General features: G+C 62.3%; 22 protein-coding genes and 1 tRNA gene. 6 read left to right on the top strand and 17 right to left on the bottom strand.

The genetic code is table 11. The features are described from left to right. The 9 genes from gspG to H0I86_RS26115 form a co-directional block, all read right to left on the bottom strand. Positions 1-435 carry a type II secretion system major pseudopilin GspG gene (gspG, locus tag H0I86_RS26155; protein WP_009050803.1) on the bottom strand — a complete coding sequence of 145 codons (435 nt, stop codon included), beginning with the start codon at positions 433-435 and terminating at the stop codon, positions 1-3. A 12-nt stretch (positions 436-447) separates the two neighbouring features. Next, positions 448-1,662 (bottom strand): type II secretion system inner membrane protein GspF, encoded by a 1,215-nt coding sequence (gene gspF, locus H0I86_RS26150; RefSeq protein WP_124355406.1) that lies wholly within the window; start codon positions 1,660-1,662, stop codon positions 448-450. Between the two features lie 2 nt (positions 1,663-1,664). Continuing rightward, positions 1,665-3,149 carry a type II secretion system ATPase GspE gene (gene gspE, locus H0I86_RS26145; protein WP_180922703.1) on the bottom strand — a complete coding sequence of 495 codons (1,485 nt, stop codon included), beginning with the start codon at positions 3,147-3,149 and terminating at the stop codon, positions 1,665-1,667. After that, complete coding sequence (gspD, locus tag H0I86_RS26140; protein WP_180922702.1) at positions 3,146-5,047, bottom strand: type II secretion system secretin GspD; 1,902 nt, start codon at positions 5,045-5,047, stop codon at positions 3,146-3,148. The genes gspE and gspD overlap by 4 nt, the downstream gene beginning before the upstream one ends. Then, positions 5,044-5,595 (bottom strand): type II secretion system protein N, encoded by a 552-nt coding sequence (locus H0I86_RS26135; RefSeq protein WP_180922701.1) that lies wholly within the window; start codon positions 5,593-5,595, stop codon positions 5,044-5,046. Before H0I86_RS26135 ends, gspD begins: the two co-directional genes overlap by 4 nt. Beyond that, a complete protein-coding gene (locus H0I86_RS26130; protein ID WP_180922700.1) occupies positions 5,592-6,113 on the bottom strand; it encodes a cytochrome b in 522 nt (173 codons plus the stop codon). The genes H0I86_RS26135 and H0I86_RS26130 overlap by 4 nt, the downstream gene beginning before the upstream one ends. Before the next feature lie 64 nt (positions 6,114-6,177). Then, entirely contained in the window at positions 6,178-7,668 is a 1,491-nt protein-coding gene (gene gbpA, locus H0I86_RS26125) for an N-acetylglucosamine-binding protein GbpA (RefSeq protein ID WP_124355401.1), read from the bottom strand. A 237-nt stretch (positions 7,669-7,905) separates the two neighbouring features. After that, complete coding sequence (locus H0I86_RS26120; RefSeq protein ID WP_180922699.1) at positions 7,906-11,502, bottom strand: ATP-binding protein; 3,597 nt, start codon at positions 11,500-11,502, stop codon at positions 7,906-7,908. A 4-nt stretch (positions 11,503-11,506) separates the two neighbouring features. Next, on the bottom strand, positions 11,507-12,133 hold the full coding sequence (locus tag H0I86_RS26115) for a response regulator (RefSeq protein WP_180922698.1): 627 nt from the start codon (positions 12,131-12,133) through the stop codon (positions 11,507-11,509). Positions 12,134-12,493: 360 nt separating this feature from the next. Between H0I86_RS26115 and H0I86_RS26110 the strand changes: the two genes are divergently transcribed. After that, on the top strand, positions 12,494-12,817 hold the full coding sequence (locus H0I86_RS26110) for a hypothetical protein (RefSeq protein WP_180925952.1): 324 nt from the start codon (positions 12,494-12,496) through the stop codon (positions 12,815-12,817). A 614-nt stretch (positions 12,818-13,431) separates the two neighbouring features. On the opposite strand, the gene ychF is transcribed toward H0I86_RS26110, so the two are convergent. The 8 genes from ychF to H0I86_RS26070 form a co-directional block, all read right to left on the bottom strand. Further along, positions 13,432-14,532, bottom strand: a complete 1,101-nt coding sequence (gene ychF, locus H0I86_RS26105; protein WP_180922697.1) for a redox-regulated ATPase YchF — start codon at positions 14,530-14,532, stop codon at positions 13,432-13,434. 22 nt (positions 14,533-14,554) lie between these two features. Then, positions 14,555-15,139: an aminoacyl-tRNA hydrolase gene (pth, locus tag H0I86_RS26100; RefSeq protein WP_180922696.1), complete on the bottom strand. Its 585-nt coding sequence runs from the start codon at positions 15,137-15,139 to the stop codon at positions 14,555-14,557. Between the two features lie 168 nt (positions 15,140-15,307). Beyond that, positions 15,308-15,907 carry a 50S ribosomal protein L25/general stress protein Ctc gene (locus H0I86_RS26095; RefSeq protein ID WP_180922695.1) on the bottom strand — a complete coding sequence of 200 codons (600 nt, stop codon included), beginning with the start codon at positions 15,905-15,907 and terminating at the stop codon, positions 15,308-15,310. 140 nt (positions 15,908-16,047) lie between these two features. Further along, on the bottom strand, positions 16,048-16,989 hold the full coding sequence (locus H0I86_RS26090; RefSeq protein ID WP_003171603.1) for a ribose-phosphate pyrophosphokinase: 942 nt from the start codon (positions 16,987-16,989) through the stop codon (positions 16,048-16,050). Positions 16,990-17,037: 48 nt separating this feature from the next. Next, positions 17,038-17,112, bottom strand: a tRNA-Gln gene (locus tag H0I86_RS26085). A 36-nt stretch (positions 17,113-17,148) separates the two neighbouring features. Then, positions 17,149-18,000, bottom strand: a complete 852-nt coding sequence (ispE, locus tag H0I86_RS26080; RefSeq protein WP_180925914.1) for a 4-(cytidine 5'-diphospho)-2-C-methyl-D-erythritol kinase — start codon at positions 17,998-18,000, stop codon at positions 17,149-17,151. A gap of 2 nt (positions 18,001-18,002) precedes the next feature. Continuing rightward, positions 18,003-18,620, bottom strand: coding sequence for a lipoprotein insertase outer membrane protein LolB (gene lolB, locus H0I86_RS26075; RefSeq protein WP_180922694.1), 618 nt, complete (start codon positions 18,618-18,620; stop codon positions 18,003-18,005). A gap of 4 nt (positions 18,621-18,624) precedes the next feature. Further along, positions 18,625-20,349 carry a tetratricopeptide repeat protein gene (locus H0I86_RS26070; RefSeq protein WP_180922693.1) on the bottom strand — a complete coding sequence of 575 codons (1,725 nt, stop codon included), beginning with the start codon at positions 20,347-20,349 and terminating at the stop codon, positions 18,625-18,627. A gap of 181 nt (positions 20,350-20,530) precedes the next feature. On the opposite strand from H0I86_RS26070, the gene hemA reads away from it, so the two are divergent. Genes hemA through murI form a run of 5 tightly spaced genes read left to right on the top strand, consistent with a single transcriptional unit; the run spans position 20,531 to position 25,265 of the window. Next, the gene (gene hemA / locus H0I86_RS26065; protein ID WP_009050788.1) at positions 20,531-21,817 is read left to right on the top strand and encodes a glutamyl-tRNA reductase; all 1,287 of its coding nucleotides are present in this window, start codon (positions 20,531-20,533) and stop codon (positions 21,815-21,817) included. Beyond that, positions 21,814-22,896 carry a peptide chain release factor 1 gene (gene prfA / locus H0I86_RS26060; RefSeq protein WP_180922692.1) on the top strand — a complete coding sequence of 361 codons (1,083 nt, stop codon included), beginning with the start codon at positions 21,814-21,816 and terminating at the stop codon, positions 22,894-22,896. The genes hemA and prfA overlap by 4 nt, the downstream gene beginning before the upstream one ends. Positions 22,897-22,901: 5 nt before the next feature. Then, positions 22,902-23,732 (top strand): peptide chain release factor N(5)-glutamine methyltransferase, encoded by an 831-nt coding sequence (gene prmC, locus H0I86_RS26055; protein ID WP_180922691.1) that lies wholly within the window; start codon positions 22,902-22,904, stop codon positions 23,730-23,732. Further along, entirely contained in the window at positions 23,726-24,481 is a 756-nt protein-coding gene (locus tag H0I86_RS26050) for a molybdopterin-synthase adenylyltransferase MoeB (RefSeq protein WP_180922690.1), read from the top strand. Before prmC ends, H0I86_RS26050 begins: the two co-directional genes overlap by 7 nt. Next, positions 24,474-25,265, top strand: a complete 792-nt coding sequence (gene murI, locus H0I86_RS26045) for a glutamate racemase (protein WP_180922689.1) — start codon at positions 24,474-24,476, stop codon at positions 25,263-25,265. The genes H0I86_RS26050 and murI overlap by 8 nt, the downstream gene beginning before the upstream one ends. The last annotated feature ends 50 nt before the right edge of the window (positions 25,266-25,315 follow it).

Below are 25,315 nucleotides of genomic sequence, written 5' to 3'. Positions count from 1 at the left end.
TCAAGGCTCCCAGTTGCCGATGTCGGCATTGGTCCCGTCGCCGCCGTTGCGGCCGTCGGCACCGAAGGAATACAGGTCGTAGGCCGAGCCTTCGCGACCCGGGGCGAGGAACTGGTAAGGGTTGCCCCACGGATCCTTGGGCAGGCGCTTGAGGTAGCCGTCGGGGTTCCAGTTGAGGGCCGCCGGCAGGCCGGCCGGTTTTTTCACCAGGGCTTCCAGGCCCTGCTGGGTAGAGGGGTAGTGGTGGTTGTCGAGCTTGTAGATTTCCAGGGCCGTGGCCACCGCCTTGATGTCGCTGCGGGCGGCGGTGACCTTGGCCTGGTCCGGACGGCTCATGATCTGCGGGACCACCAGGGCGGCCAGGACACCGAGAATCACCACGACCACCATGATCTCGATCAGGGTGAAGCCGCGTTGGCGGGATGGGTTGCGCATGTTGTGTGCTCTTCAGGTGATGAGTTGGTTGAGGTTGAGAATGGGCATCAGGATCGCCAGGACGATGACCAGTACGCTGGCGCCCATGAACACCAGCATCGCCGGCTCGAACAGCCCGACCAGCATGGCGATGCCGTTGGACAGCTGGGTCTGCTGCTGGTGGGCGGCGCGTTCGAGCATGCTGTCCAGTTCCCCCGAGCGTTCGCCGCTGGCGATCATGTACAGCATCATCGGCGGGAAATCGCCGCTCTGTTCCAGGGCCCGGGTCAGCCCGCTACCTTCGCGCACGGTGCGCGCCACGTCTTTCATACGAGTACGAATCTGCTGGTTGGCGACCACCTCGGCGGAAATCTCCAGAGCATCAACAAGTGGCACGCCGCTGCGCCCGAGAATCGCCAGGGTGCTGACAAACCGGGTGCTGTTGCTGGCCTGGATGACCCGCCCGATCACCGGCAGGCGCAACTGGACCTGGTGCCAGCGCATGGCCAGGGCGGGCTTGCGCAGGGCCACGCGCAGGCCGGCGGCGAGGCTACCGAGTATCAGCAGCAGGACCAGGCCGTAGTCCCGGGCGAAGTCGCTGGTGGCGATCAGGCCACGGGTCAGCACCGGCAGTTGCTGGCCACTGTCGATGAACACCTTGACCACATCCGGCACCACGAAACTGAGGAGGAAACCGACGATGCCGAAGGCCGCCAGCAGCAGGATGCTCGGGTACAGCATGGCCAGTTGCAGCTGCTGGCGGGCGGCGTGGCGGGCCTCGGTGTAGTCGGCCAGTTGCATCAGGACCTGGGCCAGGTGGCCGGCGCGTTCGCCGGCGGCCACCGTGGCCCGGTACATCGAGGCGAAGGCGCGCGGGTATTCGCCCATGGCCCGCGCCAGGTCATGACCTTCCAGCACTCGTGCGCGGATCGCCAGCATCATGCTTTGCTGCGCGCGTTTGCTGCATTGCGCGGCGACGGCGGCCAGCACTTCTTCCAGCGGCAGCGAGGCCTGGACCAGGGTCGCCAATTGGCGGGTGAGCAAGGCCAGTTGCGCCGGGCTGAGACGTTGGTTGCTGGTCAGCGCGGCGCCGGAGCGGTCCTTTTGCCCGCGGGCCGGCTTGACCTGCAGGGCGATCAGATTGCGTTCGCGCAGCAGCTGGCGGACCTGCCGGGCGCTGTCGGCTTCCTGCACGCCGCGGGTCTTGCGTCCGGCGTTGCACATCGCGAGGTATTCGTAGGCGGCCACGGTCAGTGCTCCCGGGTTACGCGTAGCAGTTCTTCGACGCTGGTGACGCCTTGCAGCACCTTGTCCCGGCCGTCGGCGAACAGGCTGTGGGCATGCTGGCGCGCGTAGTGGGTCAAGGCGGCCTCACCAGCCCCTTCATGGATCAGCTGGCGCAGCGGTTCGTCGAACAGCACCAGTTCGTAGATGCCCTGGCGACCGCGATAGCCGCTGTGCTGGCAGGCCGGGCAGCCGACCGGGTGATAGAGCAGCGGCGCCTGTTGCGGGTCGAGGTTCAGCTGGTGGCAGGCCGCGGCATCGGCGGGCGCGGCGCGCTTGCAATCGATGCAGAGCACCCGCACCAGGCGCTGGGCGACCACGCCGAGCAGCGAGGTGCACAGCAGGAAGGGCTCGATGCCCATGTCCAGCAGGCGGGTGACGGCGCCGATGGCGCTGTTGGTGTGCAGGGTGGACAGCACCAGGTGGCCGGTGAGGGAGGCTTGCACGGCGATGTCGGCGGTTTCCCGGTCACGGATCTCGCCGACCATGACCACGTCCGGGTCCTGGCGCAGGATGGCGCGCAGGCCACGGGCGAAGGTCATGTCGACCTTGGTGTTGACCTGGGTCTGGCCGATGCCGGCCAGGTGGTATTCCACCGGGTCTTCGATGGTCAGGATGTTGCGGGTCTGGTTGTTCAGGCTGCTGAGCCCGGCATACAGCGTGGTGGTCTTGCCGGAGCCAGTGGGACCGGTGACCAGCAGGATGCCGTGGGGGCGCAGCAGGGCGTCTTCGAGCTTGCCGCGGATCGCCTCGGCCATGCCCAGCCGCCCCAGGTCCAGGCGCCCGGCCTGTTTATCGAGCAGGCGCATGACCACTCGTTCGCCATAGGCAGAAGGCAGGGTGGAGACCCGCACATCCACTTCATGGCCGCCGATGCGCAGGGCGATGCGGCCGTCCTGGGGGATGCGCTTTTCGGCGATGTCGAGCTTGGACATGACCTTGATCCGCGACACCAGCAGGCCCGCCAGTTCTCGGCGCGGGCGCAGCACTTCGCGCAGCAGGCCGTCGACCCGCAGGCGCACGGACAGGTGTTGCTCGAAGGTTTCCAGATGGATGTCCGAAGCCTTGACCTTGACTGCCTCGCCGAGGATCGCGTTGATCAGGCGAATGATAGGCGCGTCGTCTTCCTGCTCCAACAGGTCGGTGATCTGCGGCAGTTGCTCGGCCAGGCTGGCCAGGTCGTCCTGGCCGGCGATCTGGTCGCCCAGGCCCTCGGCCATTTGCATGGCGTCGTCGCGCCCATCGCGATACTGCTCGGCCAGCCGTTCGGCGAAAGCCTCGGCGTCGAGTATCCGGTGGCCCTGCAGCGGGCCGTGGCAGCGGCGGATCTCGGCGAGGATTTCCACCGGCGTGTCGGCCCGGCAATAAAGCCGCAGGCCGCTCTCCATGGGCTCCAGCAGGACCCCATGGCGCTTGGCGAAACCAAAGGGCAGGCGAGCGACCGGGTTCATCGGCGTGGCTCTCTGGCGCGCATGTCGATTGTCCCATCCTGCGGGGCGGCATCGAACAATTGGCGTGAGTCGGCCGGCAGGGCCAGGCCGCTGCGGCTGTCACCGTTGGCGCGCAGCTTGCGTAGGTCGTTGTACTTGCGCTCGCTGACGTTGACGGCATCGGCGCTGCCCCGCACCAGGGTCGGCCGCAGGAAGACCATCAGGTTGGTCTTTTCGGTGACGTCCTTGGTGCTGGTGAACAGCCGGCCGAGCAGGGGAATGCTGCCCAGCACCGGGACCTTGCTGACCTGGGTCTTGACGTTGTCCTTGATCAGGCCGCCGAGCACGATGATCTGGCCGTCGTCGGCGAGGATGGTGCTTTTCACCGAACGCTTGTTGGTGATCACGTCGCTGGTGGTGATGCCGGGCGGGGCACTGGCCAGTTCCGAGCTTTCCTGCTCGACCTTCAGGCGCAGGGTGTTGCCCTCGTTGATGTGCGGGGTCACCTTGAGGGTCACGCCGACGTCCTGGCGTTCCACGGTGGTGAAGGGGTTGCTGGCGCCGGCGGTATCGGTGGTGTACGAGCCTGTCTGGAACGGCACGTTCTGGCCGACGAGGATTTCCGCCGCTTCGTTGTCCAGGGTCAGCAGGCTCGGGGTGGACAGCAGGTTGTTCTTGGAGTCGCTGGACAGGGCCGTGACCAACGCGCCGAAATTGCTCGTACCGATGCCGATGATGGCGCCGTCCGGCAGGGTGATGTTCTTGTCCTTGCCATTCCCCAGCAGGGTACCGATCGACAGGCCGGTGCCGCTGAAGTTGGTGCCGCCGGCGACGTTGCCGGCGCGCGCCGCCCATTGCACGCCGAGGGCTTCATTGATGTCGCCGCTGACTTCGACGATGGCCGCTTCCACCAGCACCTGGGCCCGTGGCTGGTCCAGCTGGGTGATGACTTTATTGAGCATGCTCAGCTGCGCCGGGTCGGCCATCAGCACCAGGGCGTTCTGGCTTTCGTCGGCGCTCACCAGTATCGAGTTGCCGCCGCCCTTGCCTTCGCCGCCAGCGCGATTACCGTCTTCCAGGCGCTTGCCGATGCCGTTGAGCAGCTTCGACAGCTGCTTGGCATCGCTGTGGTGCAGGCGCACCACCCGCGCGCTGTCATTGGAATTGCTCGGCACGTCGATGGCCCTGACCAGCTCGGCCATGCGCTGGCGGGCCTGGGCGGAGCCTGCGAGGATCACCCGGTTGCTGCGGGTGTCGCCCACAGCCTTGGCCTGGCTGGGGCCATTGCCGTTCTGGCTGATGCTTTCGTTCAGGGTACGGGCCACATCGCTGGCCCAGGCGTGCTTGAGGGCCACGGTGCTGAACGAGCGGTTGCCGGCCTGGTCCAGTTCGCTGACCACCTGGCGGATGCGCTCGACGTTGCTGGCGCTGTCGGAAACCACCAGGGCATTGGAGCTGGCCGAGGGCGCGACATAGGCGTCGTCGCTCACCAGCGGGCGCACCACCCCGGATATTTCCGCGGCGTTGGCGTTGCGCAGGTCCAGGACCCGGGTGACGAACTCATCGCCCGATTGATCGCTGGATTTGGTCTTGGCTTCCACCGTCGGCATGATCAGCACCCGGTCGCCCTGGTCCAGGGCGACGAAACCCTGGCTGCGCAGCACGCTGAGGAACAGCGAATAGATCCCGTCCTTGTCCAGGGCTTTGGACGATTGCACGCTGACCTTGCCTTGCAGTCGGGCATCGACCACCAGGGTCTTGCCGGTGATTTCCCCGACCTCGCTGGCCAGGTCGCGCAGTTCGGCGTCCTTCATGTTCAGCGTCCACAGGCGCTGGGTGGTGAGGGCCGCACTACTGGGCAGGGTGTTCAGCAGGAGGCCGAGGCTGAGCACGGCGCCGGCAATCTGGGACAGTTTCATGGTGTGTTCTCTATCGCTTGCAGAAGGGCCGTGGCTTTTCGGTCGGCGACCTCCGGTGGGGTTGTCTGGGGGCTGAGCAGGCGCATCTGGCGCCCGGGCAGCAGCAGGTTTTGTTCACGGCCGTTGCGCAGCACCACCACCTGGTCGGCGCTGACGCTCTTGAGCAGCGTGCCGTCGGGCAGGCGTTCGCCCGGGGAGTAGAAGGCCCGGCTGTCGGCATGCTGGATCAGCGCCCTGGATTGCTCGGGCTGGTTGCCCAGCAGGCTGGCGAGCAGGACCAGCGGCAGGCTGGCCTGCGCGCTGTCGAATTCGACCGGCACGGCGCCGAAGACCCTGGCGATGTTGCGGTCGTCCAGGGGCGCGGGCAGCGGCTGTTCGGCGCTGACGCTCGGGACTGCGGTCGGCACCGGCTGGCCCGCCAGCACTTGCCGGTAGGTCCTGCTGTCGAGGCCGAGCCAGGCCAGCCAGAGACCCAGGGCGACCAGGCTGGTGGGGAGCAGGTAGCGTTGGCCGGAGCCGCGCGGGCGCCATGAGGGCAGCGTTTTCATGGGCGTTTGGGCAGCATGCGTCTGAGCACGCCATGCCCGCGCAGTTGGTGGAGGATTACCGCGGCGATATGGCCGGCCACCAGCAGGGCCAGGGCTATGCAGCTGTAGTGGTGAAACTCCTCGAAAAAGGTGATGGCCGCCGGGTCCTGCAAGGGTTGCGGGAGCTGCAGGCCGAACAGGTCGATCGGGCGCGACATCATCAGCACGCCGCTGAGCAGAACGGTGCCGAGGCTGACCAGCAGGGCGGCGTGCCCAGCATGCACCAGGCGGCGTTCAGCCGCGCTCTGATGGGCGGGGGCCGGCGGAGCGGGATGGCGCACGAGGTAGAACAGCCGCAGGACGAACAGCGGCACCAGCAGGGTGGTCAGCGAGACGTTGATAAAGGCGATTGTCTGCTTGATCGAAGGGGACGGCTGCAACAGGGCGCTGGCGTAGCCGCTGATGGTTGCCCACAGGACTACGGCGGCGAACAGCCAGTGCAGCAGCCTGCGCGTTCTTGAGTAGTGAAGGTGGTTCATGTCGATTCCCAAGGTCCGCAACGCGGTGCCGAGGCACCACACTGCGGTTGGTCAGGTTTATGGATTACTTGCGAATCCAGGCGTCCTTCCAGCTGCTGCCGACGCCAGGCTCGTACTGAGTGGCGCTAGCGTTCCACTGCATGCAGTAGCCGCTGTAAGGGAAAGGCTTGCACTCATAGACGTTGCCGTCCTTGGCCAGCACCTTGGTGCCCGCCTTGTAGCCGGTCAGGCCTTTGGGGAAGACGAAGTCGTAGTCACCGCCGCCCACTTCTTCAGCTTTCAGCTTGAAGTGGTGGGTCTGTTGCAGCAGCTCGCCTTTCTCCGGCTTGGCTACGACCACCACGTCATATTCGCCTTCGCTGACATTACGCAGCGGGATGGAGAAGTGTGGGGTGTTGTTGCCGGCTTGCGCCTGCTGGTGGGCGATGCTTTCGCCTTTGCCGTTGAACACGGTGGAGGCGATGGTGTACTTGCCGCCCTGGGCGATGGCGTTGAAGTGCAGGTCGGTGCCGTTGTCCTTCAGGGTGTACTCAGCCTGCAGGCCGGAAAGCTTCAGCTCGCCAGGAATGCTCGGCTGCTCTTTCTGGATTTCCACGCGTACCACGTCGCTGTTGTTCTTGGCGTACATGGTGTTCTTGCCGTAGTTGGGCACGACTTCATTATTGGCGTTGAGCTCGCCCATCACGTAGCCGGCATTGGCCTTGTTGACTTGTTGCGCCAACAGGAACGGCCAGGTGTTGGCCTGGGCCTGTTCCTCGGTTTCGATGCTCAGGCGGGTCTGGCGGTTCTGCTGCTCGCCGGCATTGGTGAACACGCGGGTGCTGACCTTGTCGCCAACCTGTAGTTGTTCAGGCTGCACCGCACCGAGGATTTTCCAGTCAGGAATCGGCGCGCCATCGTTGTCGATGTTGACGTCGATGGCCTGGTAGAAGGTGGCGGCGGTGTCGGCGACCTTCCAGGTCGCCAGGATCACGTGGTAACCACTGCGATCGGCAGGAATGTTGACCATGTGCTTGGTCCGGGTTTCGCTCGGTGGAAGTTTGCCTCCAGCATCTTCATTGAGCAGCGGTTGGAGCTCGAAGGAGTCGCGGGTCAGCGGTTGGTTCGGGTTCCAGTCTTTTTTGGTGATGTAGAATTGGTAATAGGCGCTGGCGTGACCGGCCTTGTAGAACCAGCTGAACTCATTCATGCCCGGCTTGATCGTGGTTTTCTGCCAGCGGGTCGCCGTCTGTTCGTTGAGTTCAGCGAAACGGTTCGTGCCGGCCCCCGGGATTGTGCCGTTCGCCGGGCCGCACTGGGTGAAGTCGCCCCCGCAGTACTCGGAAGGGTAGTGGTGGTTGACCGATGGCGAGTACTCGGCACTTTGCGGTTCATAGGTGATCTCACCGCAATCACGGTTGAGGTTGCCCCCGGTCGAGGAACACATGAAGGAGCGAGACTTCGGACTTTCGACATAAGCATGGGCGAAGGCTTGCTGGCTGGCCAACGAAGCCAGGCCGAGGGTGATGGCCAGCGGGAGCTTGCGCATGGCGCTGACGCGAGTGCTAGGAAGCATCGAATTACCTTATTTAGCGATAGTTAGGTTTATGGAGATCTTCGATGCCGAGCGCCCTAGGGTGCGGCCAGGGTTGCCGTGCTGGCAGTGCCCGGTAACGAAGGGCGCCTAGGATGCCGAGCACGGCTGTGAGCTTGTATGAGACGAGTACGAAAGGCCGGAGGAGGGAATGGAACAAGATGTTTCAGGCGCCGGCTTGGGTGCCGCCCGGGGCGCAATACCTGGGCCCGGAGCGGGTCAGCCGTGGCGTTCGATGTCGCGCAGCATGCGTTCGATGACGGACAGCACTGCTTCGCGTTGCTCGTCCAGATTCTGCGCACCCTGGCGGGCCGCGAGTTGCAGGTCGAGGCAGGCCCGCATCAACGCCGGCGAATCGACTGTGCAGGCCAACCCGCTGACCCGGTGGACCCACTGTTCGAGGAAGTCCGGCGTATCGGGCAGCGGGGCGTTCAACAGCTCATGTTCCTGTTCCAGGTTGCGGCGCAGCTCCTGGAGCAGCCGTTCCTTGAGCTGCGGGTCGTTCTGGAATACCTCCAGTTGGGACAGGTCGAAGGTGGCGGGCGCCGTCTTTTCGGAGGCTGGCTCGGGTGCCGGGGCGAGGGGCAAAGCGGCTGTGGTTTGGGGAAGGAAGCCGAGCGCTTTCAGCCCACCGAGCATTTCACGCAGACGCTCGAGAACGATGGGTTTGATCATCAGGTCGTCCATGCCGGCCGCCTGGCAACGCTGCCTTTCATCCGCCAGGGCACGGGCGGTGTAGCCGATGATTGGTAGCCTTTGCAGCCCGCGCATCTGTTCCGCGGCCCGTACATTGCGGGTGAGGGCATAGCCGTCCATTTCCGGCATGTTGCAGTCGGTGATCAGCACATCGAAGTGGCCCTGTTCCCAGGCTAGCAGGGCCGCCTTGCCGCTGCTGACATAGGTTCCCCGATGGCCGAGCCTGAGCAGTTGTTGCTCGAGCACCAGGCCGTTGGTGGAGACGTCGTCGACGATCAGGACATTCAGCGCGGCGACCGCCGCAGCGTCATGAGCGGCCTGCTGCGCCTCGTCCTCGGCAAGCTGCCAGGGCAGGATCAGTTCGAAGCTGACCCGGCAACCCTGGTCTGGGGCACTGTCGAGCCGGATGTTGCCACCCATGAGTTCGACCAACTGTTTGCAGATGCTCAGGCCCAGGCCGGAGCCGCCGTGCAGGTGGGCGATCTGCGCATGGGCTTGCTGGTAGGGCGCGAAGATTTGCGGCTGGAGCTCATCGGCGATGCCGATACCGGTGTCGTTGACCTGGAATGTCAACCGGCTCTGGCGCGGTGCCGAGTCCAGTTCCCGGACCTGCAGTTCGACCTGTCCGTGATCGGTGAACTTCAGGGCGTTAGACAGCAGGTTATGGAGGATTTGCGTCAGGCGCATGGCGTCCACCTGATAGTGCCGCCGCGGGTCCAGGTCATGTTCCAGTTTCAGCTTCAGGTGCTTTTCCCGGGCCTGGACAGCGAACAGCTCAAGACAGTTCTCCAGCAACGGGGCGAGCGCGGTGGGGCTGGGCGCCAGTTCCATCTGGCCGGTTTCGACCTTGTCCAGATCGAGAATGTTGCCGATCAGGTCGATCATCGCTTGTGCCGACTGCTGGGCGATGCTCAGGTTCTGCGAGGCCGTGGGCGAGCCACTGGTTTCCAGCTCCAACAGGCCGACCATGGCGTTCAGCGGGGTGCGCAGCTCATGGCTCATGGTCGCGAGGAACTGGCTTTTCGCCGCGCTGGCGTCGAGTGCCTGTTGCTGGGCTTCGAGCAGTTTGTTTTCCAGATGCTTGCGCATGCTGATGTCGATCCAGCCTCCCAGCAAGCCCTGCTGTTTACCGAGCGCGGTGTAGAAGGGCACCAGCCATTGGTAGATATGGTGGGTCTTGCCGTCGACTTCGATCACGCTGTCGAGGAACTGCGACTGGCGGTTATCCAGCAGCCGCTGGTGCTGTTCCTCCAGCTCCCGGGCCAGCGCGGGCGGGGCGATGCCTTGCTCCCGGGGCGTGGTGCCGCGGATCTCCTCCAGGGACTTGCCGAAGAACTGCTCATAGGCATGGTTGCAGGTGCTCAGGCGTCCCTGCAGGTCGCGCACGTAAAGGGGAACGGGCAAGCCGTTGAGCAAGGCGAACTGGAAGGCCAGCTGGTCCTTGAGCTGGTTCTGCGCAGCGCGCCGCTTGCGGATCTGCACCCGCAGGCGCCAGTTCCAGTGCAAGGATAGCGCCACCAGCACCAGGACCAGCGCAGCGGTCTGCCACACCCAGTTCGGCAGGTAGTCCCAGAGCGAGCCCTTGGTCACGGGCTGCGCCAGGATACTGATGCGGTCCTGGTTGCCGTCCGAGTTCTTCAACGAGTACAGGAGTTTGTTGAGGATGCTCAGGAGTTCGGGGTGCTGGGCCGATACGGCGAACACCATGGGTTCGGGCTGGGCCTGGAACTGCTTGCCGGCGCGCAGCCCCGGGTTGGTCATTTGCCTGGCATCGGCGGCGTTGTTCAGCATGGCGTCGACCATGCCCTGTTCCACCAATTGCACGGTCTGGGCGTAGTGGTCGGTGAGCACCAGTTCGATGCTCGGGTAGCGGCTCTGGAGCAGGTGCTGCAGGGGATGCCCGGCCTGGAGTGCCAGGCGCCTGCCGCCCAGGGCCGCCAGTGAGCTGGGGGAACTGGCGCCCTGGCGGGTAACGAAGGCCCAGTATTCGGTGCCGAAGCCATCGCTGAACAGCAGGCTCTTTTGTCGGACCGGGGTCGGTACCAGTGACAGGGCGATTTGCGCCTCGTCGCGCTCCAGGCGCTGCCGATCGATTTCCGGTGACTGACTGTCGATGATGTTCAGTTGCAGCTGATAGTCGTCGGCCAGGCTGCGCAGAACATTGAACGCCAGCCCGGCCCATTGGCCGTCGGCCTTGCGGTACAGGTAATTGGGGATTTCGCGGGCGATCAGGTTCAGCGACGGAAGACGCTTGAGCCAGCTGTCTTCCGCGCTGTTGAGGGCGAAGGAGTCGGTCGGCGCGAACAGCCAGGGCGAGCGTTCCCAGTGCTGCAATATCTCTTGTTTGCGCTCCCGGGAAACTGTCTTTAGCGCGGCGTTGATCAGGGTGACCAGATTCTCTTCATGCCCTTGCGCGGCGAAGCTGAAACCCATGGCCGGCAGGTTGGCGACGTATTTGTTCTGCAGCTTGAGGTTGGCCAGGCTGCGCATGTAGAAGTTGCTGCGCAGCTGATCGCCGATCAGCGCATCGGCCTCGCCGTCGGCCAGGCGTTGCAGGCCTTCGACAATGCTTTTGATCACGATCAGTTCGGCCTTGGGGTAGGCCTTGGCGACTGTTGCGGCCTGGACATAGTAGGCAGGGACCAGCACGCGTTTGCCCGCCAGGTCAGGAGACAGGTCCTTGTCGGCGATGCGGCCGACGATGATCGGCTCGTTGTCCAGGTAGGGCATGCTGTAGATGAAGCCGGGTTGCTTCCTTTCATACTCGGTGGCGCGGGGCATCAGGTCGATGTCCCCGGTGGTCAGGGCGGCGATGGCGGTGTCCACCGTGGGGTAGGGCACGCGCTGGATCGGCAGTTCGAGAAACTGGCTGATGTGTTCCAGGTAATCGTTGGTGATCTGGTTGAGGACATCGTTGCCACGAGGCTCGGGTTGCTCGTTGGAGGCGCTTACCTCGGCGACCCGTAGCGGGCGCGGGGGCAACGTCTGGCGCATGCTCATCAGCGTGGCCAGGGACAGCGGCGCAGGTTCAGGCTCGGTGGCGCCCAGGGAAGCAACGCTGGCCAGCAAGAGCGTGATCCAGAGGGTCAGGCGTGACAGGCTCGCGAGAGGGTTAGGCATAGTCTCAGGCCAGCCCGACTTCCTGGATGTACAGGTACAGGCTGGCGTTGTTATCCAGACCCAGTTTGCGCATGGCGCTGCTTTTCTGGCTGCTGATGGTCTGCTTGGAACGGTTGAGGTGCAGGGCTATTTCATTGACCGACAGCCCGGCGCCGTACAGGCGTAGCACCTCGACTTCGCGAGGAGACAGTTGTTCGACCTGGGGTACGGGCTGCCCCGGGTTGAGCAGATGCCTGATGGACGGGGATATGAAGGGTTTGGCCTGGCTGGCGCGAATCGCCTTTTGCAGGTCGCCCTGTACCCCGCGTTTACTGATCAGCCCCTGGACGCCCAGTTTGAGGATCGAGGCCAGCAGCGCCGGATTGTTGAGCATGGTGACCACTATGACCGCGATGGCCGGATAACGACGGCGCAATTGTTCGATCAGGCGGATGCCATCGGCCTGTTGGCTGTGGGGCATCATCAGGTCGGTGACGACCAGGTCACAGGGCTGTTCGGTCAATAGCTGGAAAAGCCCTTCGACATCCTGGGCTTCACCGACGATCTGCAACGTGCTGTCGCTACTGAGCGAAGCTCGGATGCCGATCAGTGTCAGCAGATGATCATCGACGACTATTACTTTCCTTTGCATCTGTGGCGGGTCCCTGTCCGTGCGTAACATGAGCGAGAGAATGAGTTAAGCAGAACCTGTGCACGTAGCTGCCTGTATCGCAATGCGCAGGGTATGCCGGCCGGCGTGGCGCAATGAAATGTCCATGGCTTTCAGCGGCAGAGCTACCCAAGACTGCGGTTTTCTATTGAGAAGACGATGGATCTGGTTTGCAATTTGACGCTCATCAGGACTTGGCCTGCAAGAGCGTTATCGAGCGATCCGGAGTTGTCGCTGCATGATGACGGCAACCAACCCCTATCCACATAGAGATCGTCCTCGGCTATGTGAAGTCACTTTAGGAGTTTTCCTTGATGAAATTAGGGGATAGGAGTCGCCTTATTGAGAAGTCTGGATTTTCTTACGGAAAACACGAAGGCGGGAACAATCGGGCAAGGTATGTTGGCGTTGCAGATTCCACTCAGTGCGCGTTGTGTGCAGATTACGCCAAACGTATCGCCTGGCAGTGCAAACGAGGTGGTGACCTGCACTCATCGGATCATGATCGGGAACAGCGGTCGATACGTCCACATCGGTCATTTATCAGAGGGCTGCGTTACCTTTTACGAACTACTGAAGTGGAATGATATTTACGACTACCTGATTGATAAGCGCATGAAAGAAGGAAAAGGAAAGTATGTTGGCACGTTGGTCGTGGAGAAGTGAATGAAAAGGCTAATCTGTGGACTTTTCTTCGTAACTTTGTCTGTGCTGGCCGGTTGTGCGAAGGCGGAGTGCATCCAGTGAGGATGTGCAGGCCTTGTCCTTACCAAGATCTGTAATGAAAAGACGTCTTCATCAAGGACGTTTTTTACGCCCTGAATTTGTCGCGCTGCAAGCCAGATGCTTACGACATCCTGCATCAGGACTTTTATCCAGTTGGCGCCAGGAAACTTGAAACTACTGAGTGGTTTTGAAGGCTTTATGCCGACATTGGCATCAGGCTCTCTAGCCACGCGGCCTTTAGGCTGCTCACAGATCACTACATACCGAACCTAAAGAATGCACCCCCGTCCCCTGAAGATCGCTTCGCGTCACGTACCCAAGGCGGGAGTCATATGCGGTAGTTCCGCCCGTACGGATCTGTGTGGGTGGCAGGTAACTGCCATTCCTACCGCGACCGTTTTACTGGCTTGATCTTGAATCGAAATACTCCGTTTTTTTGGCTGAAAACAGTAGGGCCCCGTATGGGGCCCTACTGTTTTCAACAATCTTTTGCTTGAAGAGCTCTATTATCAGTGGCGTCCTGCTGAACGCCACTGAGCTTCGGCTAAAGCGCCTCACACGTTGAAGCGGAAGTGCATCACGTCGCCGTCCTTGACGATGTAGTCCTTGCCTTCCAGGCGCCATTTGCCGGCTTCCTTGGCACCGGCTTCACCCTTGAACTGGATGAAGTCGTCGTAGGCGATCACTTCGGCGCGGATGAAGCCTTTCTCGAAGTCGGTGTGGATCACGGCGGCGGCCTGTGGGGCGGTGGCGCCGACGCGAACGGTCCAGGCGCGAACTTCCTTGACGCCGGCGGTGAAGTAGGTCTGCAGGTGCAGCATTTCGTAGCCGGCGCGGATCACGCGGTTCAGGCCAGGTTCTTCGAGCCCCAGGGCTTCGAGGAACATGTCTTTCTCTTCGCCGTCTTCAAGTTCGGCGATTTCCGCTTCGATCTTGTTGCAGACCGGCACAACCACGGCGCCTTCTTCTTCGGCGATGGCCTTGACCACGTCAAGGTGCGGGTTGTTTTCGAAACCGTCTTCAGCAACGTTGGCGATGTACATGACCGGCTTGGTGGTCAGCAGGTGGAAGCCCTTGATCACCGATTTTTCCTCGGCGCTCATGTTCTTCATCAGGCTGCGCGCTGGCTTGCCTTCGGTGAAGTGCGCGATCAGTTGCTCGAGCAGGGCTTTCTGCGCCACGGCGTCCTTGTCGCCGCCCTTGGCGTTGCGCGCGACTTTCTGCAGCTGCTTTTCGCAGCTGTCGAGGTCGGCGAAGATCAGTTCCAGGTCGATGATCTCGATGTCGCGTTTCGGGTCGACGCTGTTGGAAACGTGGATCACGTTGTCGTCTTCGAAGCAGCGGACCACGTGGGCGATGGCATCGGTTTCGCGGATGTTGGCCAGGAACTTGTTACCCAGGCCTTCACCTTTCGAGGCGCCCGCCACCAGGCCGGCGATGTCGACGAACTCCATGGTGGTCGGCAGCACGCGCTCGGGCACCACGATGGCGGCCAGGGCGTCCAGACGCGGATCCGGCATCGGCACGATACCGCTGTTCGGCTCGATGGTGCAGAAGGGGAAGTTCTCGGCCGCGATACCGGATTTGGTCAGGGCGTTGAACAGGGTGGACTTGCCGACGTTAGGCAGGCCGACGATGCCGCAGTTGAATCCCATGGTGTTTCCCCTCGGATAAGAGTCAGGCCTTCTGGCTGTGCAGGTTTTTCATCGCACGGTTCCATTCACCGGCGAAGATATCCGGCAGCACGCCGAGGGCAAAATCGATGCTGGCATCGAGCTTTTCCTGTTCGGCACGTGGCGCGCGACCCAGGACAAAGTTCGAGACCATGCTGGCGACGCCTGGGTGGCCGATGCCAAGCCGCAAGCGGTGAAAGGTATTCTGGTTGCCCAGTTGCGCGATGATGTCGCGCAACCCGTTGTGCCCGCCATGCCCGCCGCCCTGTTTGAGCTTGGCGACGCCGGGTGGCAGGTCGAGTTCGTCATGCGCCACCAGGATTTCTTCGGGCTTGATGCGGAAGAAACCGGCCAATGCCGCCACGGCCTGGCCGCTGCGGTTCATGTAGGTGGTGGGTATCAGCAGGCGAATGTCCTGACCCTGGTGCGAAAAACGCCCGGTCAGGCCGAAATATTTGCGATCGGCCACAAGGTTGACACCTCGTTTCTCGGCGATGCGCTCAACAAAAAGGGCCCCTGCGTTATGCCGGGTCTGTTCGTATTCGGCGCCTGGATTACCCAGGCCAACGATCAGTTTGATGGCAGTCACGATAGGGGCCCTTCCTTGGAGTTGTGGATAACATCGCCGCGACTGGAGTGTGCGGCGAAAGTGGACGACAAGTGCTCATTTACCATTATGTAAACTCCGCGTTCCCGCCCGCTTTCTCGCTACGTTCCAGTCCGCGATGTTTCCGGTAACTCCGGCAAGCAGAGTGAATTACTCTGCAGCGCCTTCTGTAGCTTCTGGAGCAACACGTGGAGCGTGGACGTTGGCAACAGCCAGGTCGTTACCGTGAGCCAGAGCAACGAACTCAACGCCTTTAGGGGCCTTGATGTTCGACAGGTGAACGATGGTGCCGATTTCAGCGTCGCCCAGGTCGACTTCGATGAACTCAGGCAGGTCTTTCGGCAGGCAGGACACTTCGATTTCAGCGATAACGTGCGAAATCTCGCCGCCTTTCTTGACCGGAGCAGCTTCGTTGATGAAGTGCACTGGAACGATAGCGGTCAGTTTCTGACCAGCAACAACGCGTACGAAGTCAGCGTGCATCACGTGGCCTTTGGCCGGGTGACGTTGCAGCGCCTTGATCACGACGTTTTGCTTGGTGCCGCCAACGTTCAGTTCGATAACGTGGCTGAAAGCAGCTTCGTTTTCGAGCAGTTTGGCAACTTCTTTGGCCAGCATGCTGATGGATTCAGGGGCTTTGTCGCCACCGTAAACTACAGCTGGAACCAGGCTTGCGAGACGACGCAGGCGGCGGCTCGCACCTTTCCCCAGGTCGGAACGCAGTTCAGCATTCAGAGTAAATTCGTTCATGTTGTATCTCCAAAATAACCACACTCGCCCCAGCGTTTGCGACCAGCGCTAAAGGCGATATGGGCAAAAAAGCCCCGCCCCAACAGGAATGCTGGGGCGGGGCGCTTTTCGTCATCGAGATGTCAGGCTAGGGCAGGGCCCTAGCGGAACATCGCGCTGATCGATTCTTCGTTGCTGATACGGCGAACCGCTTCGGCAACAACCGGTGCGATGTCCAGTTGACGGATACGCGCACAGGCTTGTGCAGCAGCGGACAGCGGGATGGTGTTGGTCACCACCAGCTCGTCCAGCACGGAATTTTCAATGTTCTCGATTGCTCGACCCGACAGCACAGGGTGTGTGCAGTAGGCAAAGACCTTGGCAGCGCCATGCTCTTTCAGGGCCTTGGCCGCGTGGCACAGGGTGCCGGCGGTATCGACCATGTCGTCAACCAGGATGCAGGTACGGCCTTCAACGTCACCGATGATATGCATCACTTCAGAGTGATTGGCTTTCTCACGGCGCTTGTCGATGATCCCGAGATCCACGCCCAGGGATTTGGCAACGGCACGTGCACGCACGACGCCACCAATGTCCGGGGAGACGATCATCAGGTTTTCGAAACGTTGGTCTTCGATGTCATCCACCAAAACCGGGGAGCCGTAGATGTTATCTACCGGAATATCGAAGAAGCCCTGAATCTGGTCAGCATGCAGATCAACCGTGAGAACACGGTCGATGCCGACTACGGTAAGCATGTCAGCCACGACTTTCGCGCTGATAGCCACACGTGCGGAACGCGGACGGCGATCCTGACGGGCATAACCAAAGTAAGGAATTACAGCAGTGATTCGAGTCGCTGAGGAGCGGCGGAAGGCATCAGCCATCACGACGAGTTCCATCAGGTTATCGTTGGTCGGAGCGCAGGTCGGCTGAATAATGAAGACGTCTTTACCGCGGACATTTTCATTGATCTCAGCGGTAATTTCGCCGTCGGAAAATTTTCCAACAGAGATGTCACCGAGAGGGATATGCAGCTGACGTACGACACGCCGAGCCAGATCGGGGTTAGCGTTCCCCGTAAAGACCATCATCTTGGACACGCGCAGTACCTGAAGGCTGAGGGTATACCTGGATGAGTATAAGGAAAATGGCAGGGGCGGCTGGATTCGAACCAACGCATGGCAGGATCAAAACCTGCTGCCTTACCGCTTGGCGACGCCCCTGTATCTGTGCATCAAGTGCCTGGCACTTGGTTCCTTTTAGAGCAGACTTTGCAGCTTGCGATGCAACATCGAAACGTTGCTTCCTTTTGCTACAAACCCTGTAAGGGTCTCTGTAAGAAGGGCCGAGACTTTATCAGCTTCAGCTTTGCTTGGGAAGCCCCCAAACACACAACTTCCAGTCCCGGTCAGTTTTGCTTCGGTAAATTTACCTAGCAAATTCAATGCGTTGCGTACATCTGGATAACGCCTTGCAACCACCGGCAAGCAGTCATTTCTGCTGTTTCCCTTGGGAACGGGGCGCACTTTAATGGGCGGAGTGTCACGTGTCAACAGCGGATCTGAAAAAATTTCTGCTGTACTTACAGAGACTTGCGGCACCAGTACGAGATACCAGGGCTCCTCGGGGTCCACCGGGGTGAGTTTTTCTCCCACGCCCTCGGCGAAAGCCGCATGCCCGCGCACGAAAACCGGCACATCGGCGCCCAGGGAAAGGCCCAGCGCGGCCAGGCGATCGTCGTCCCAGCCCAGTTGCCAGAGGTGATTCAGGCCCAGCAGAGTGGTCGCCGCATTGGAGCTGCCGCCACCGATGCCGCCGCCCATGGGCAGGACTTTCTCGATCCAGATGTCGATACCCAGTGGGCACGCGGACTGTTCCTGAAGCTGCTTGGCTGCTCGCACGATCAGATTGCTGTCGTGGGGGACGCCAGCGAACTCCGTATGCAGGCGAATGACGCCGTCATCGCGCACGGCAAAGGTGATTTCATCGCCGTAATCGAGAAACTGAAAGATTGTCTGCAGTTCGTGATAACCGTCTTCACGGCGACCGAGGATGTGCAGCATCAGATTGAGTTTTGCCGGGGAGGGCAGGGTCAGTCGTGGCGCGTTCATGCTTACTGCCCCAGCTTGCGTGGTTGCCATTCCTTGATCACCAGCGTGACGTCAAGGTCGCGGCCATGCAGCTTGATCCGCTCGGGCAGCCAGTAACCGCTCTGTTGTGCATAACTCAGGTACTCGACCTGCCAATTGTCCTGTTCGAGATTGGACAGGCGGCTGTCGCCATCCAGGGTCAGGCGGCTCTTGCTGTCGGGGGCGGGCAGTCCGCGAACCCACCAGGCCAGATGCGAGACCGGCAGGTTCCAGCCCAGCTGTTCTTCGAGCAGGGCTTCCGGGGTTGGCGCTTCATAACGTCCCTGGTTGGCGACTTCCAGCGCGACCTGGCCGGGACGGCCGGTCAGGCGGGCGGCGCCACGACCCAGCGGCCCGGACAGGCGGATATCGTAGTAATCCTGGCGTTGCAGCCAGAACAGGGTGCCGCTGCCCGAATCCTTGGGGGCACGAATGCCAATCTTGCCGTTGATCTGCCAACCGTCGAGACCAGTCAGCTGCTGTTTGTGTTCGCGCCATAGCGCGGGGCTGCCATGACCCTCGACGGATTCGCGGGTACCGAAACCCGAGCAGCCGGCGAGCAGAGCGATAAAGCTGAAAACGATAAAGTGGCGCAAAAACATAGTCTTAAAGAGTCTCTGATCCGGTCAGGCGCTTGATGGTGCTGCGCAGGATAGGGCTGTCGGGCTGATCCTTGAGGAACTTGCTCCAGATCTGCTTGGCTTCGCGTTGCTTGCCGTTGGCCCAGAGCACTTCGCCCAGGTGCGCGGCGACTTCCTGGTCGGGGAAGCGTTCCAGCGCCTGGCGCAGCAGGCGCTCGGCTTCCACGAGGTTGCCCAGGCGATAGTTCACCCAGCCCAGGCTGTCGAGTACCGCCGGATCGTCCGGGGTCAGCTGGTGGGCCTGTTCGATCAGGGCCTTGGCTTCGGCGTAGCGGGTCGTACGATCCGACAGGGTATAGCCGAGGGCGTTCAATGCCATGGCGTTGTCCGGCTCGCGCTTGATGATCAGGCGCAGGTCCTTTTCCATCTGCGCCAGGTCGTTGCGCTTCTCGGCCTGCATCGCCCGGGTGTAGAGCAGGTTCACGTCGTCCGGGTATTGCTGCAGGGCTTGCTGGAGAATCTTCCAGGCCTTGTCCCCCTGCTTGTTGGCGGACAGGGTTTCGGCTTCGATCAAGTACAGCTGGATGGCATAGTCCGGTTGGGTGTCGCGGGCGGCGGCCAGGCGTTTTTCGGCTTCGGCGGTACGGCCGTTGTTCATCAGGATGTCGGCCTGACGCAATTGTGCCGGCAGGTAGTCGTTACCTGGGCCGACCTGGCCGTATTCCGCCAGCGCGCCTTGCGGATCGTTGAGTTCTTCGGCGATCCGGCCCAGGTTCAGGTGCGCCGAATCGACATGGCTTTCCCGGGCGATCAGGTCTTCCAGGTAACCCTTGGCTTCTGTCCAGTCCTTGGCTTCCAGGCAGACCAGTGCCAGGGAGTAACGCAGCTCGTCGTCTTCCGGATACTGTTGGACCAGGCTGGAGAACTGAGCCTTGGCGTCGTCCATGCGATCCTGCTCGACCAGCATGCGCGCGTAAGTCAGGCGCAGGCGCTTGTCGTCCGGGTACTTGCGAATGCTTTTTTCCAGCAGCGGCAGGGCTTCGTCGGCGCGGCTGAGGCTCTGCAGCAGGCGGGCACGCAGGAGGATCGGGGCGATTTCGCCTTCTTCCGGCGGGTGCTGCTCCAGCAGTTTCAGGGCTTCGCGGGTGTCGCCGTCCTGTTGCAGCAGCAGCGCCTTGCCGAAGATCAACTGGCCGTTGTTCGGGTGTTTTTGCAGCAGGCGGTCGAAACTCTTCATCAGACCGTTGCGGGTGTCCTGGTCGGTGTCGGCGGCCGACAGCGCGAGGAAATCGAAATGGGTATCGCCCTTGCCCTGCAGGACTTTCTCCATATAGACCATGGATTCGTCGTAACGCCCGGTGCGGGCCAGTTGGATGGCGGCGGCGCGCTGGGCTTCCAGGTCTTGCGGGGCGTTTTTCGCCCAGATCAGCGCGGTGTCCAGCGCAGCCTGGTCGGCGCCCAGGTATTCGGCGATGCGAAACGCCCGCTCGGAGATGCCCGGGTCCTGGGTATTGATGGCCTGGGTGACATAGTTGTCCAGGGCAATGTCGAAACGATTGCGTTGGCCAGCCAGTTCCGCGCTCAGCAGGCTGAAGATCGTGTCTTCGCTGAACGAGGAGTAAACCTTGGGCTTTTCAGGAGCCGGTGTGCTGTCTTCGACCGGCGGTGTACCGTCCGGTGAAACGGGGGCCAAGGCCTGGCAGCCGCTGAGGAAGACAAAAGCGAGGAGCAACGCGGAAGATCTATTCATATAGGAAGAGGACGACTAACCTGCGGTCGGATCATCATGACACAAGCCTTCGGCCAAACATAACCGAGACTCAGCGGATGCCTTACAGAGGCAGTCTATTGGGACAATAGTCGGCAGTGGTTGTTCTGAATCTTTCGAAGTAGGACAATTGTCGGCTTCTCGACATCATCAGCGACCTTGAATGGCCTTCCTCGCACTCGGTATTAACCACAAGACTGCCTCAGTAGACGTCCGCGAGCGCGTGGCCTTTACCCCTGAGCAGTTGGTTGAGGCCTTGCAGCAGCTCTGCCGCCTCACCGACAGCCGCGAAGCTGCGATCCTCTCCACCTGCAATCGCAGTGAACTCTATATAGAACAGGATCACCTTTCGGCGGATGTCGTGCTGCGCTGGCTGGCCGAGTACCACCATCTGAGTCTCGAAGACCTGCGCGCCAGTGCCTATGTGCACGAAGACGATGCGGCCGTTCGTCACATGATGCGTGTCGCCTCGGGGCTGGATTCGCTGGTGCTGGGCGAACCGCAGATCCTCGGGCAGATGAAATCCGCCTACGCCGTGGCGCGTGAGGCCGGAACCATTGGTCCGCTGTTGGGGCGGCTGTTCCAGGCCACTTTCAGCGCCGCCAAGCAGGTGCGCACCGACACCGCCATCGGCGAAAACCCGGTTTCGGTCGCCTTTGCCGCGGTGAGCCTGGCGAAACAGATTTTCAGCGATCTGCAGCGCAGCCAGGCGCTGCTGATCGGTGCCGGCGAGACCATCACCCTGGTCGCCCGCCACCTGCATGACCTGGGGGTCAAGCGCATCGTGGTCGCCAACCGCACCCTGGAGCGCGCCAGTACCCTGGCCGAACAGTTTGGAGCCCATGCCGTGCTGCTGTCGGATATCCCTCAGGAGTTGGTGCACAGCGACATCGTCATCAGTTCCACCGCCAGCCAGCTGCCGATCCTGGGCAAGGGCGCGGTGGAAAGCGCGCTGAAGCTGCGCAAGCACAAGCCGATCTTCATGGTGGACATCGCCGTTCCCCGGGATATCGAGCCGGAAGTCGGCGAGTTGGACGACGTTTACCTCTATACCGTCGACGATCTCCACGAAGTGGTCGCCGAAAACCTCAAGAGCCGCCAAGGCGCGGCGCAGGCGGCGGAAGAACTGGTGAACATCGGCGCCGAGGATTTCATGGTGCGCCTGCGCGAGCTGGCTGCGGTGGATGTGCTCAAGGCGTATCGTCAGCAGAGCGAGCGCCTGCGCGACGAAGAGTTGCAAAAGGCCCAGCGCATGCTGGCCAACGGCAGCAGCGCCGAAGACGTCCTGATGCAACTGGCTCGCGGCCTGACCAACAAATTGCTGCATGCGCCCAGCGTCCAGTTGAAAAAACTGACCGCTGAAGGCCGCCTGGATGCGCTGGCCATGGCCCAGGAACTCTTTGCCCTCGGTGAGGGCGCTTCGGACTCTTCGGATAAAAAACCGCAATGAAAGCGTCACTGCTCAATAAGCTGGATGTCCTCCAGGACCGTTTCGAGGAACTGACCGCGTTGCTTGGCGACGCCGAAGTCATTTCCGATCAGGCCAAGTTCCGCGCCTATTCCAAGGAGTACGCCGAAGTCGAGCCGATCGTCGAGACCTATAAACAGGTACTCAAGGTCCAGGCCGACCTCGAGGGCGCCCAGGCGCTGCTCAAGGACAGCGACCCGGATATGCGCGAAATGGCGGTGGAAGAAGTCCGCCAGGCCAAGGAACAACTGGTCGGGCTGGAAAGCACCCTGCAACGCATGCTGCTGCCCAAGGACCCCAACGACGGGCGCAACGTGTTCCTGGAAATCCGCGCCGGCACCGGCGGCGACGAGGCGGCGATCTTCTCCGGCGACCTGTTCCGCATGTATTCGCGTTATGCCGAGCGGCGTGGCTGGCGGCTGGAGATCCTCTCGGAAAACGAGGGCGAGCACGGCGGCTATAAAGAAGTCATCGCCCGGGTCGAGGGCGAGAACGTCTACGGCAAGCTGAAATTCGAATCCGGCGCCCACCGCGTACAGCGGGTACCGGCCACCGAATCCCAGGGCCGCATCCATACTTCGGCCTGCACCGTGGCGGTGCTGCCCGAGCCGGACGAACAGGAAGCCATCGAGATCAACCCGGCGGACCTGCGGATCGACACCTACCGCTCCTCCGGTGCCGGCGGCCAGCACGTCAACAAGACCGACTCGGCGATCCGCATTACCCACATCCCGTCGGGAATCGTGGTCGAGTGTCAGGAAGAACGTTCCCAGCACAAGAACCGGGCGCGGGCCATGTCCTGGCTGTCGGCCAAGCTCAACGACCAGCAGACCAGCGCCGCGGCCAATGCGATCGCCAGCGAACGCAAGCTGCTGGTGGGTTCGGGCGACCGCTCCGAGCGCATCCGTACCTACAACTTTCCCCAGGGCCGGGTGACCGATCACCGCGTCAACCTGACTCTCTACTCCCTCGATGAAATCCTCGCCGGTGGCGTCGAAGCGGTGATCGAGCCGCTTCTGGCCGAATACCAGGCCGATCAACTTGCGGCACTGGGCGAGTAAACACAATGACCATCATTGCCAGCCTGTTGCGCGCCGCCCAATTGCCCGATTCGCCTACGGCCCGTCTGGATGCCGAGTTGTTGCTGGCCGCTGCCCTGGGCAAGCCGCGCAGCTTCCTGCACACCTGGCCCGAGCGGATCGTGCCCAGCGAAGCGGCACTGACTTTCGCCAGTTATCTGCAGCGGCGCCGCTCCGGCGAGCCGGTGGCTTATATCCTTGGCCAGCAGGGCTTCTGGAAACTGGACCTGGAAGTGGCGCCGCACACCCTGATCCCGCGTCCCGACACCGAGTTGCTGGTGGAGGCGGCGCTGGAACTGCTGCCCGCCACGCCGGCCAAGGTGCTCGACCTGGGCACCGGCAGCGGCGCCATTGCCCTGGCCCTGGCCAGCGAGCGCCCGGCGTGGCGGGTCACCGCGGTTGACCGGGTGCTGGAAGCCGTGGCCCTGGCCGAACGCAATCGCGAGCGCCTGCAACTGGACAATGTCACGGTGCTGAGCAGCCATTGGTTCAGCGCCCTGCAAGGCGAGCGTTATCAGCTGATCATCAGCAACCCGCCCTATATTGCCGAAGCCGACCCGCACCTGGCGGCCGGCGATGTGCGTTTCGAGCCGGAAAGCGCGCTGGTTGCGGGCAAGGACGGGCTGGACGATCTGCGCCTGATCATCGCCCTGGCGCCAGGGCACCTCGAGGCCGGCGGCTGGCTGATGCTGGAGCATGGCTACGACCAGGCGCCGGCGGTGCGCGACCTGTTACTCAGCCAAGGGTTCGCCGAGGTGCACAGCCGTGTCGACCTGGGCGGTCATGAACGCATCAGCTTAGGAAGCCTGCCGTGCTGAACGATCAGGAGTTGTTGCGCTACAGCCGGCAGATTCTGTTGCAGCACGTCGACATCGACGGCCAGTTGCGACTCAAGGCCAGCCGCGTATTGATCGTCGGCCTGGGCGGCCTGGGTGCTCCGGTGGCCTTGTACCTGGCCGCCGCGGGTGTCGGCGAGCTGCACCTGGCCGACTTCGATACGGTCGACCTGACCAACCTGCAACGCCAGATCATCCATGACACCGACAGCGTCGGCCTGAGCAAGGTCGATTCGGCGATGCGTCGCCTGTCCGCGATCAATCCCGACATCCAGCTGGTGCCCCATCGTGCCGCGCTGGATGCCGATTCCCTGGCGGCCGCGGTCACGGCGGTGGACCTGGTGCTCGATTGCACCGACAACTTCTCGACCCGCGAGGCGGTGAACGCCGCCTGTGTCGCCGCCGGCAAGCCGCTGGTCAGTGGCGCGGCGATTCGCCTGGAAGGGCAGCTGTCGGTGTTCGATCCGCGGCGCCCCGAGAGCCCGTGCTACCACTGTTTATATGGGCACGGCAGCGAAGCCGAGCTGACGTGCAGCGAAGCCGGTGTGGTCGGGCCGCTGGTGGGCCTGGTGGGCAGCCTGCAGGCGCTCGAGGCGTTGAAGCTGCTGGTGGGGTTCGGTGAGCCGCTGGTGGGCCGTCTGTTGTTGATCGATGCCCTGGGCACGCGCTTTCGTGAACTGCGGGTCAAGCGTGATCCGGGCTGCAGCGTCTGTGGAGGCCAGCATGCGTGAAGCGCCGATCGGTGTCTTCGACTCTGGCGTCGGCGGCCTGTCGGTGCTGGCGGAAATCCAGCAGCGCCTGCCCCATGAGTCGCTGCTGTATGTAGCCGATTGCGGCAACATTCCCTACGGCGAGAAAACCCCTGAATTCATCCGTCAGCGTTGCAGCCTGGTCGCCGGGTTTTTCCGCGAGCAGGGGGCCAAGGCGCTGGTGCTGGCCTGCAACACCGCGACCGTGGCCGCTGTCGCCGACCTGCGTCGAGACTACCCGGACTGGCCTATCATCGGCATGGAGCCCGCGGTCAAGCCGGCTGCCGCCGCCACTCGCAGCGGCGTGGTCGGCGTGCTGGCCACCACCGGCACCTTGCAGAGCGCCAAGTTCGCCGCCTTGCTCGATCGTTTCGCCACCGACATCAAGGTCATTACCCGGCCATGCCCGGGCCTGGTGGAACGGATCGAAGCCGGTGACCTGCACAGCCCCGCATTGCGCCAACTGCTGCAGGGGTATGTCGAGCCGCTGCTGGCGGCCGGCTGCGACACCATCATCCTCGGCTGCACCCACTATCCGTTTCTCAAGCCGTTGCTCAAGTCGATGATCCCCGAGGACATTAGCCTGATCGATACCGGGGCCGCGGTTGCCCGCCAGCTGGAGCGCCTGCTCGGCGAGCGCGAGTTGTTGGCTGCGGGGCCTGCGCGCCAGGCTCAGTTCTGGACCAGTGGCGATCCGTGTCACTTCAGACATATCCTGCCGTTGCTCTGGAAAGAGGCGGGAGCGGTGCAAAGCTTCACTTTATAAAAAACTGCAGAAGCGCTGATTTGCGCTGAACTTCTGTTCAAGCGCAGATT

This window comes from Pseudomonas chlororaphis subsp. aurantiaca (assembly GCF_013466605.1).
Classification (GTDB): domain Bacteria; phylum Pseudomonadota; class Gammaproteobacteria; order Pseudomonadales; family Pseudomonadaceae; genus Aquipseudomonas; species Aquipseudomonas chlororaphis_I.
Note: the sequence above shows the minus strand (reverse complement) of the source record. Positions and strands in the feature narration are given on the sequence as shown.

Excerpts from the sequence above, each read along its gene's own strand:
- gspE (WP_180922703.1), bottom strand. The coding sequence starts at position 3,149 with ATGAACCCGGTCGCTCGCCTGCCCTTTGGTTTCGCCAAGCGCCATGGG.
- lolB (WP_180922694.1), bottom strand. The coding sequence starts at position 18,620 with ATGTTTTTGCGCCACTTTATCGTTTTCAGCTTTATCGCTCTGCTCGCC.
- ychF (WP_180922697.1), bottom strand. The coding sequence starts at position 14,532 with ATGGGATTCAACTGCGGCATCGTCGGCCTGCCTAACGTCGGCAAGTCC.
- gbpA (WP_124355401.1), bottom strand. The coding sequence starts at position 7,668 with ATGCTTCCTAGCACTCGCGTCAGCGCCATGCGCAAGCTCCCGCTGGCC.
- H0I86_RS26135 (WP_180922701.1), bottom strand. The coding sequence starts at position 5,595 with ATGAAAACGCTGCCCTCATGGCGCCCGCGCGGCTCCGGCCAACGCTAC.
- prmC (WP_180922691.1), top strand. The coding sequence starts at position 22,902 with ATGACCATCATTGCCAGCCTGTTGCGCGCCGCCCAATTGCCCGATTCG.
- ispE (WP_180925914.1), bottom strand. The coding sequence starts at position 18,000 with ATGAACGCGCCACGACTGACCCTGCCCTCCCCGGCAAAACTCAATCTG.
- gspD (WP_180922702.1), bottom strand. The coding sequence starts at position 5,047 with ATGAAACTGTCCCAGATTGCCGGCGCCGTGCTCAGCCTCGGCCTCCTG.
- gspG (WP_009050803.1), bottom strand. The coding sequence starts at position 435 with ATGCGCAACCCATCCCGCCAACGCGGCTTCACCCTGATCGAGATCATG.
- hemA (WP_009050788.1), top strand. The coding sequence starts at position 20,531 with ATGGCCTTCCTCGCACTCGGTATTAACCACAAGACTGCCTCAGTAGAC.
- H0I86_RS26070 (WP_180922693.1), bottom strand. The coding sequence starts at position 20,349 with ATGAATAGATCTTCCGCGTTGCTCCTCGCTTTTGTCTTCCTCAGCGGC.
- H0I86_RS26130 (WP_180922700.1), bottom strand. The coding sequence starts at position 6,113 with ATGAACCACCTTCACTACTCAAGAACGCGCAGGCTGCTGCACTGGCTG.
- H0I86_RS26120 (WP_180922699.1), bottom strand. The coding sequence starts at position 11,502 with ATGCCTAACCCTCTCGCGAGCCTGTCACGCCTGACCCTCTGGATCACG.
- H0I86_RS26115 (WP_180922698.1), bottom strand. The coding sequence starts at position 12,133 with ATGCAAAGGAAAGTAATAGTCGTCGATGATCATCTGCTGACACTGATC.
- prfA (WP_180922692.1), top strand. The coding sequence starts at position 21,814 with ATGAAAGCGTCACTGCTCAATAAGCTGGATGTCCTCCAGGACCGTTTC.
- murI (WP_180922689.1), top strand. The coding sequence starts at position 24,474 with ATGCGTGAAGCGCCGATCGGTGTCTTCGACTCTGGCGTCGGCGGCCTG.
- H0I86_RS26095 (WP_180922695.1), bottom strand. The coding sequence starts at position 15,907 with ATGAACGAATTTACTCTGAATGCTGAACTGCGTTCCGACCTGGGGAAA.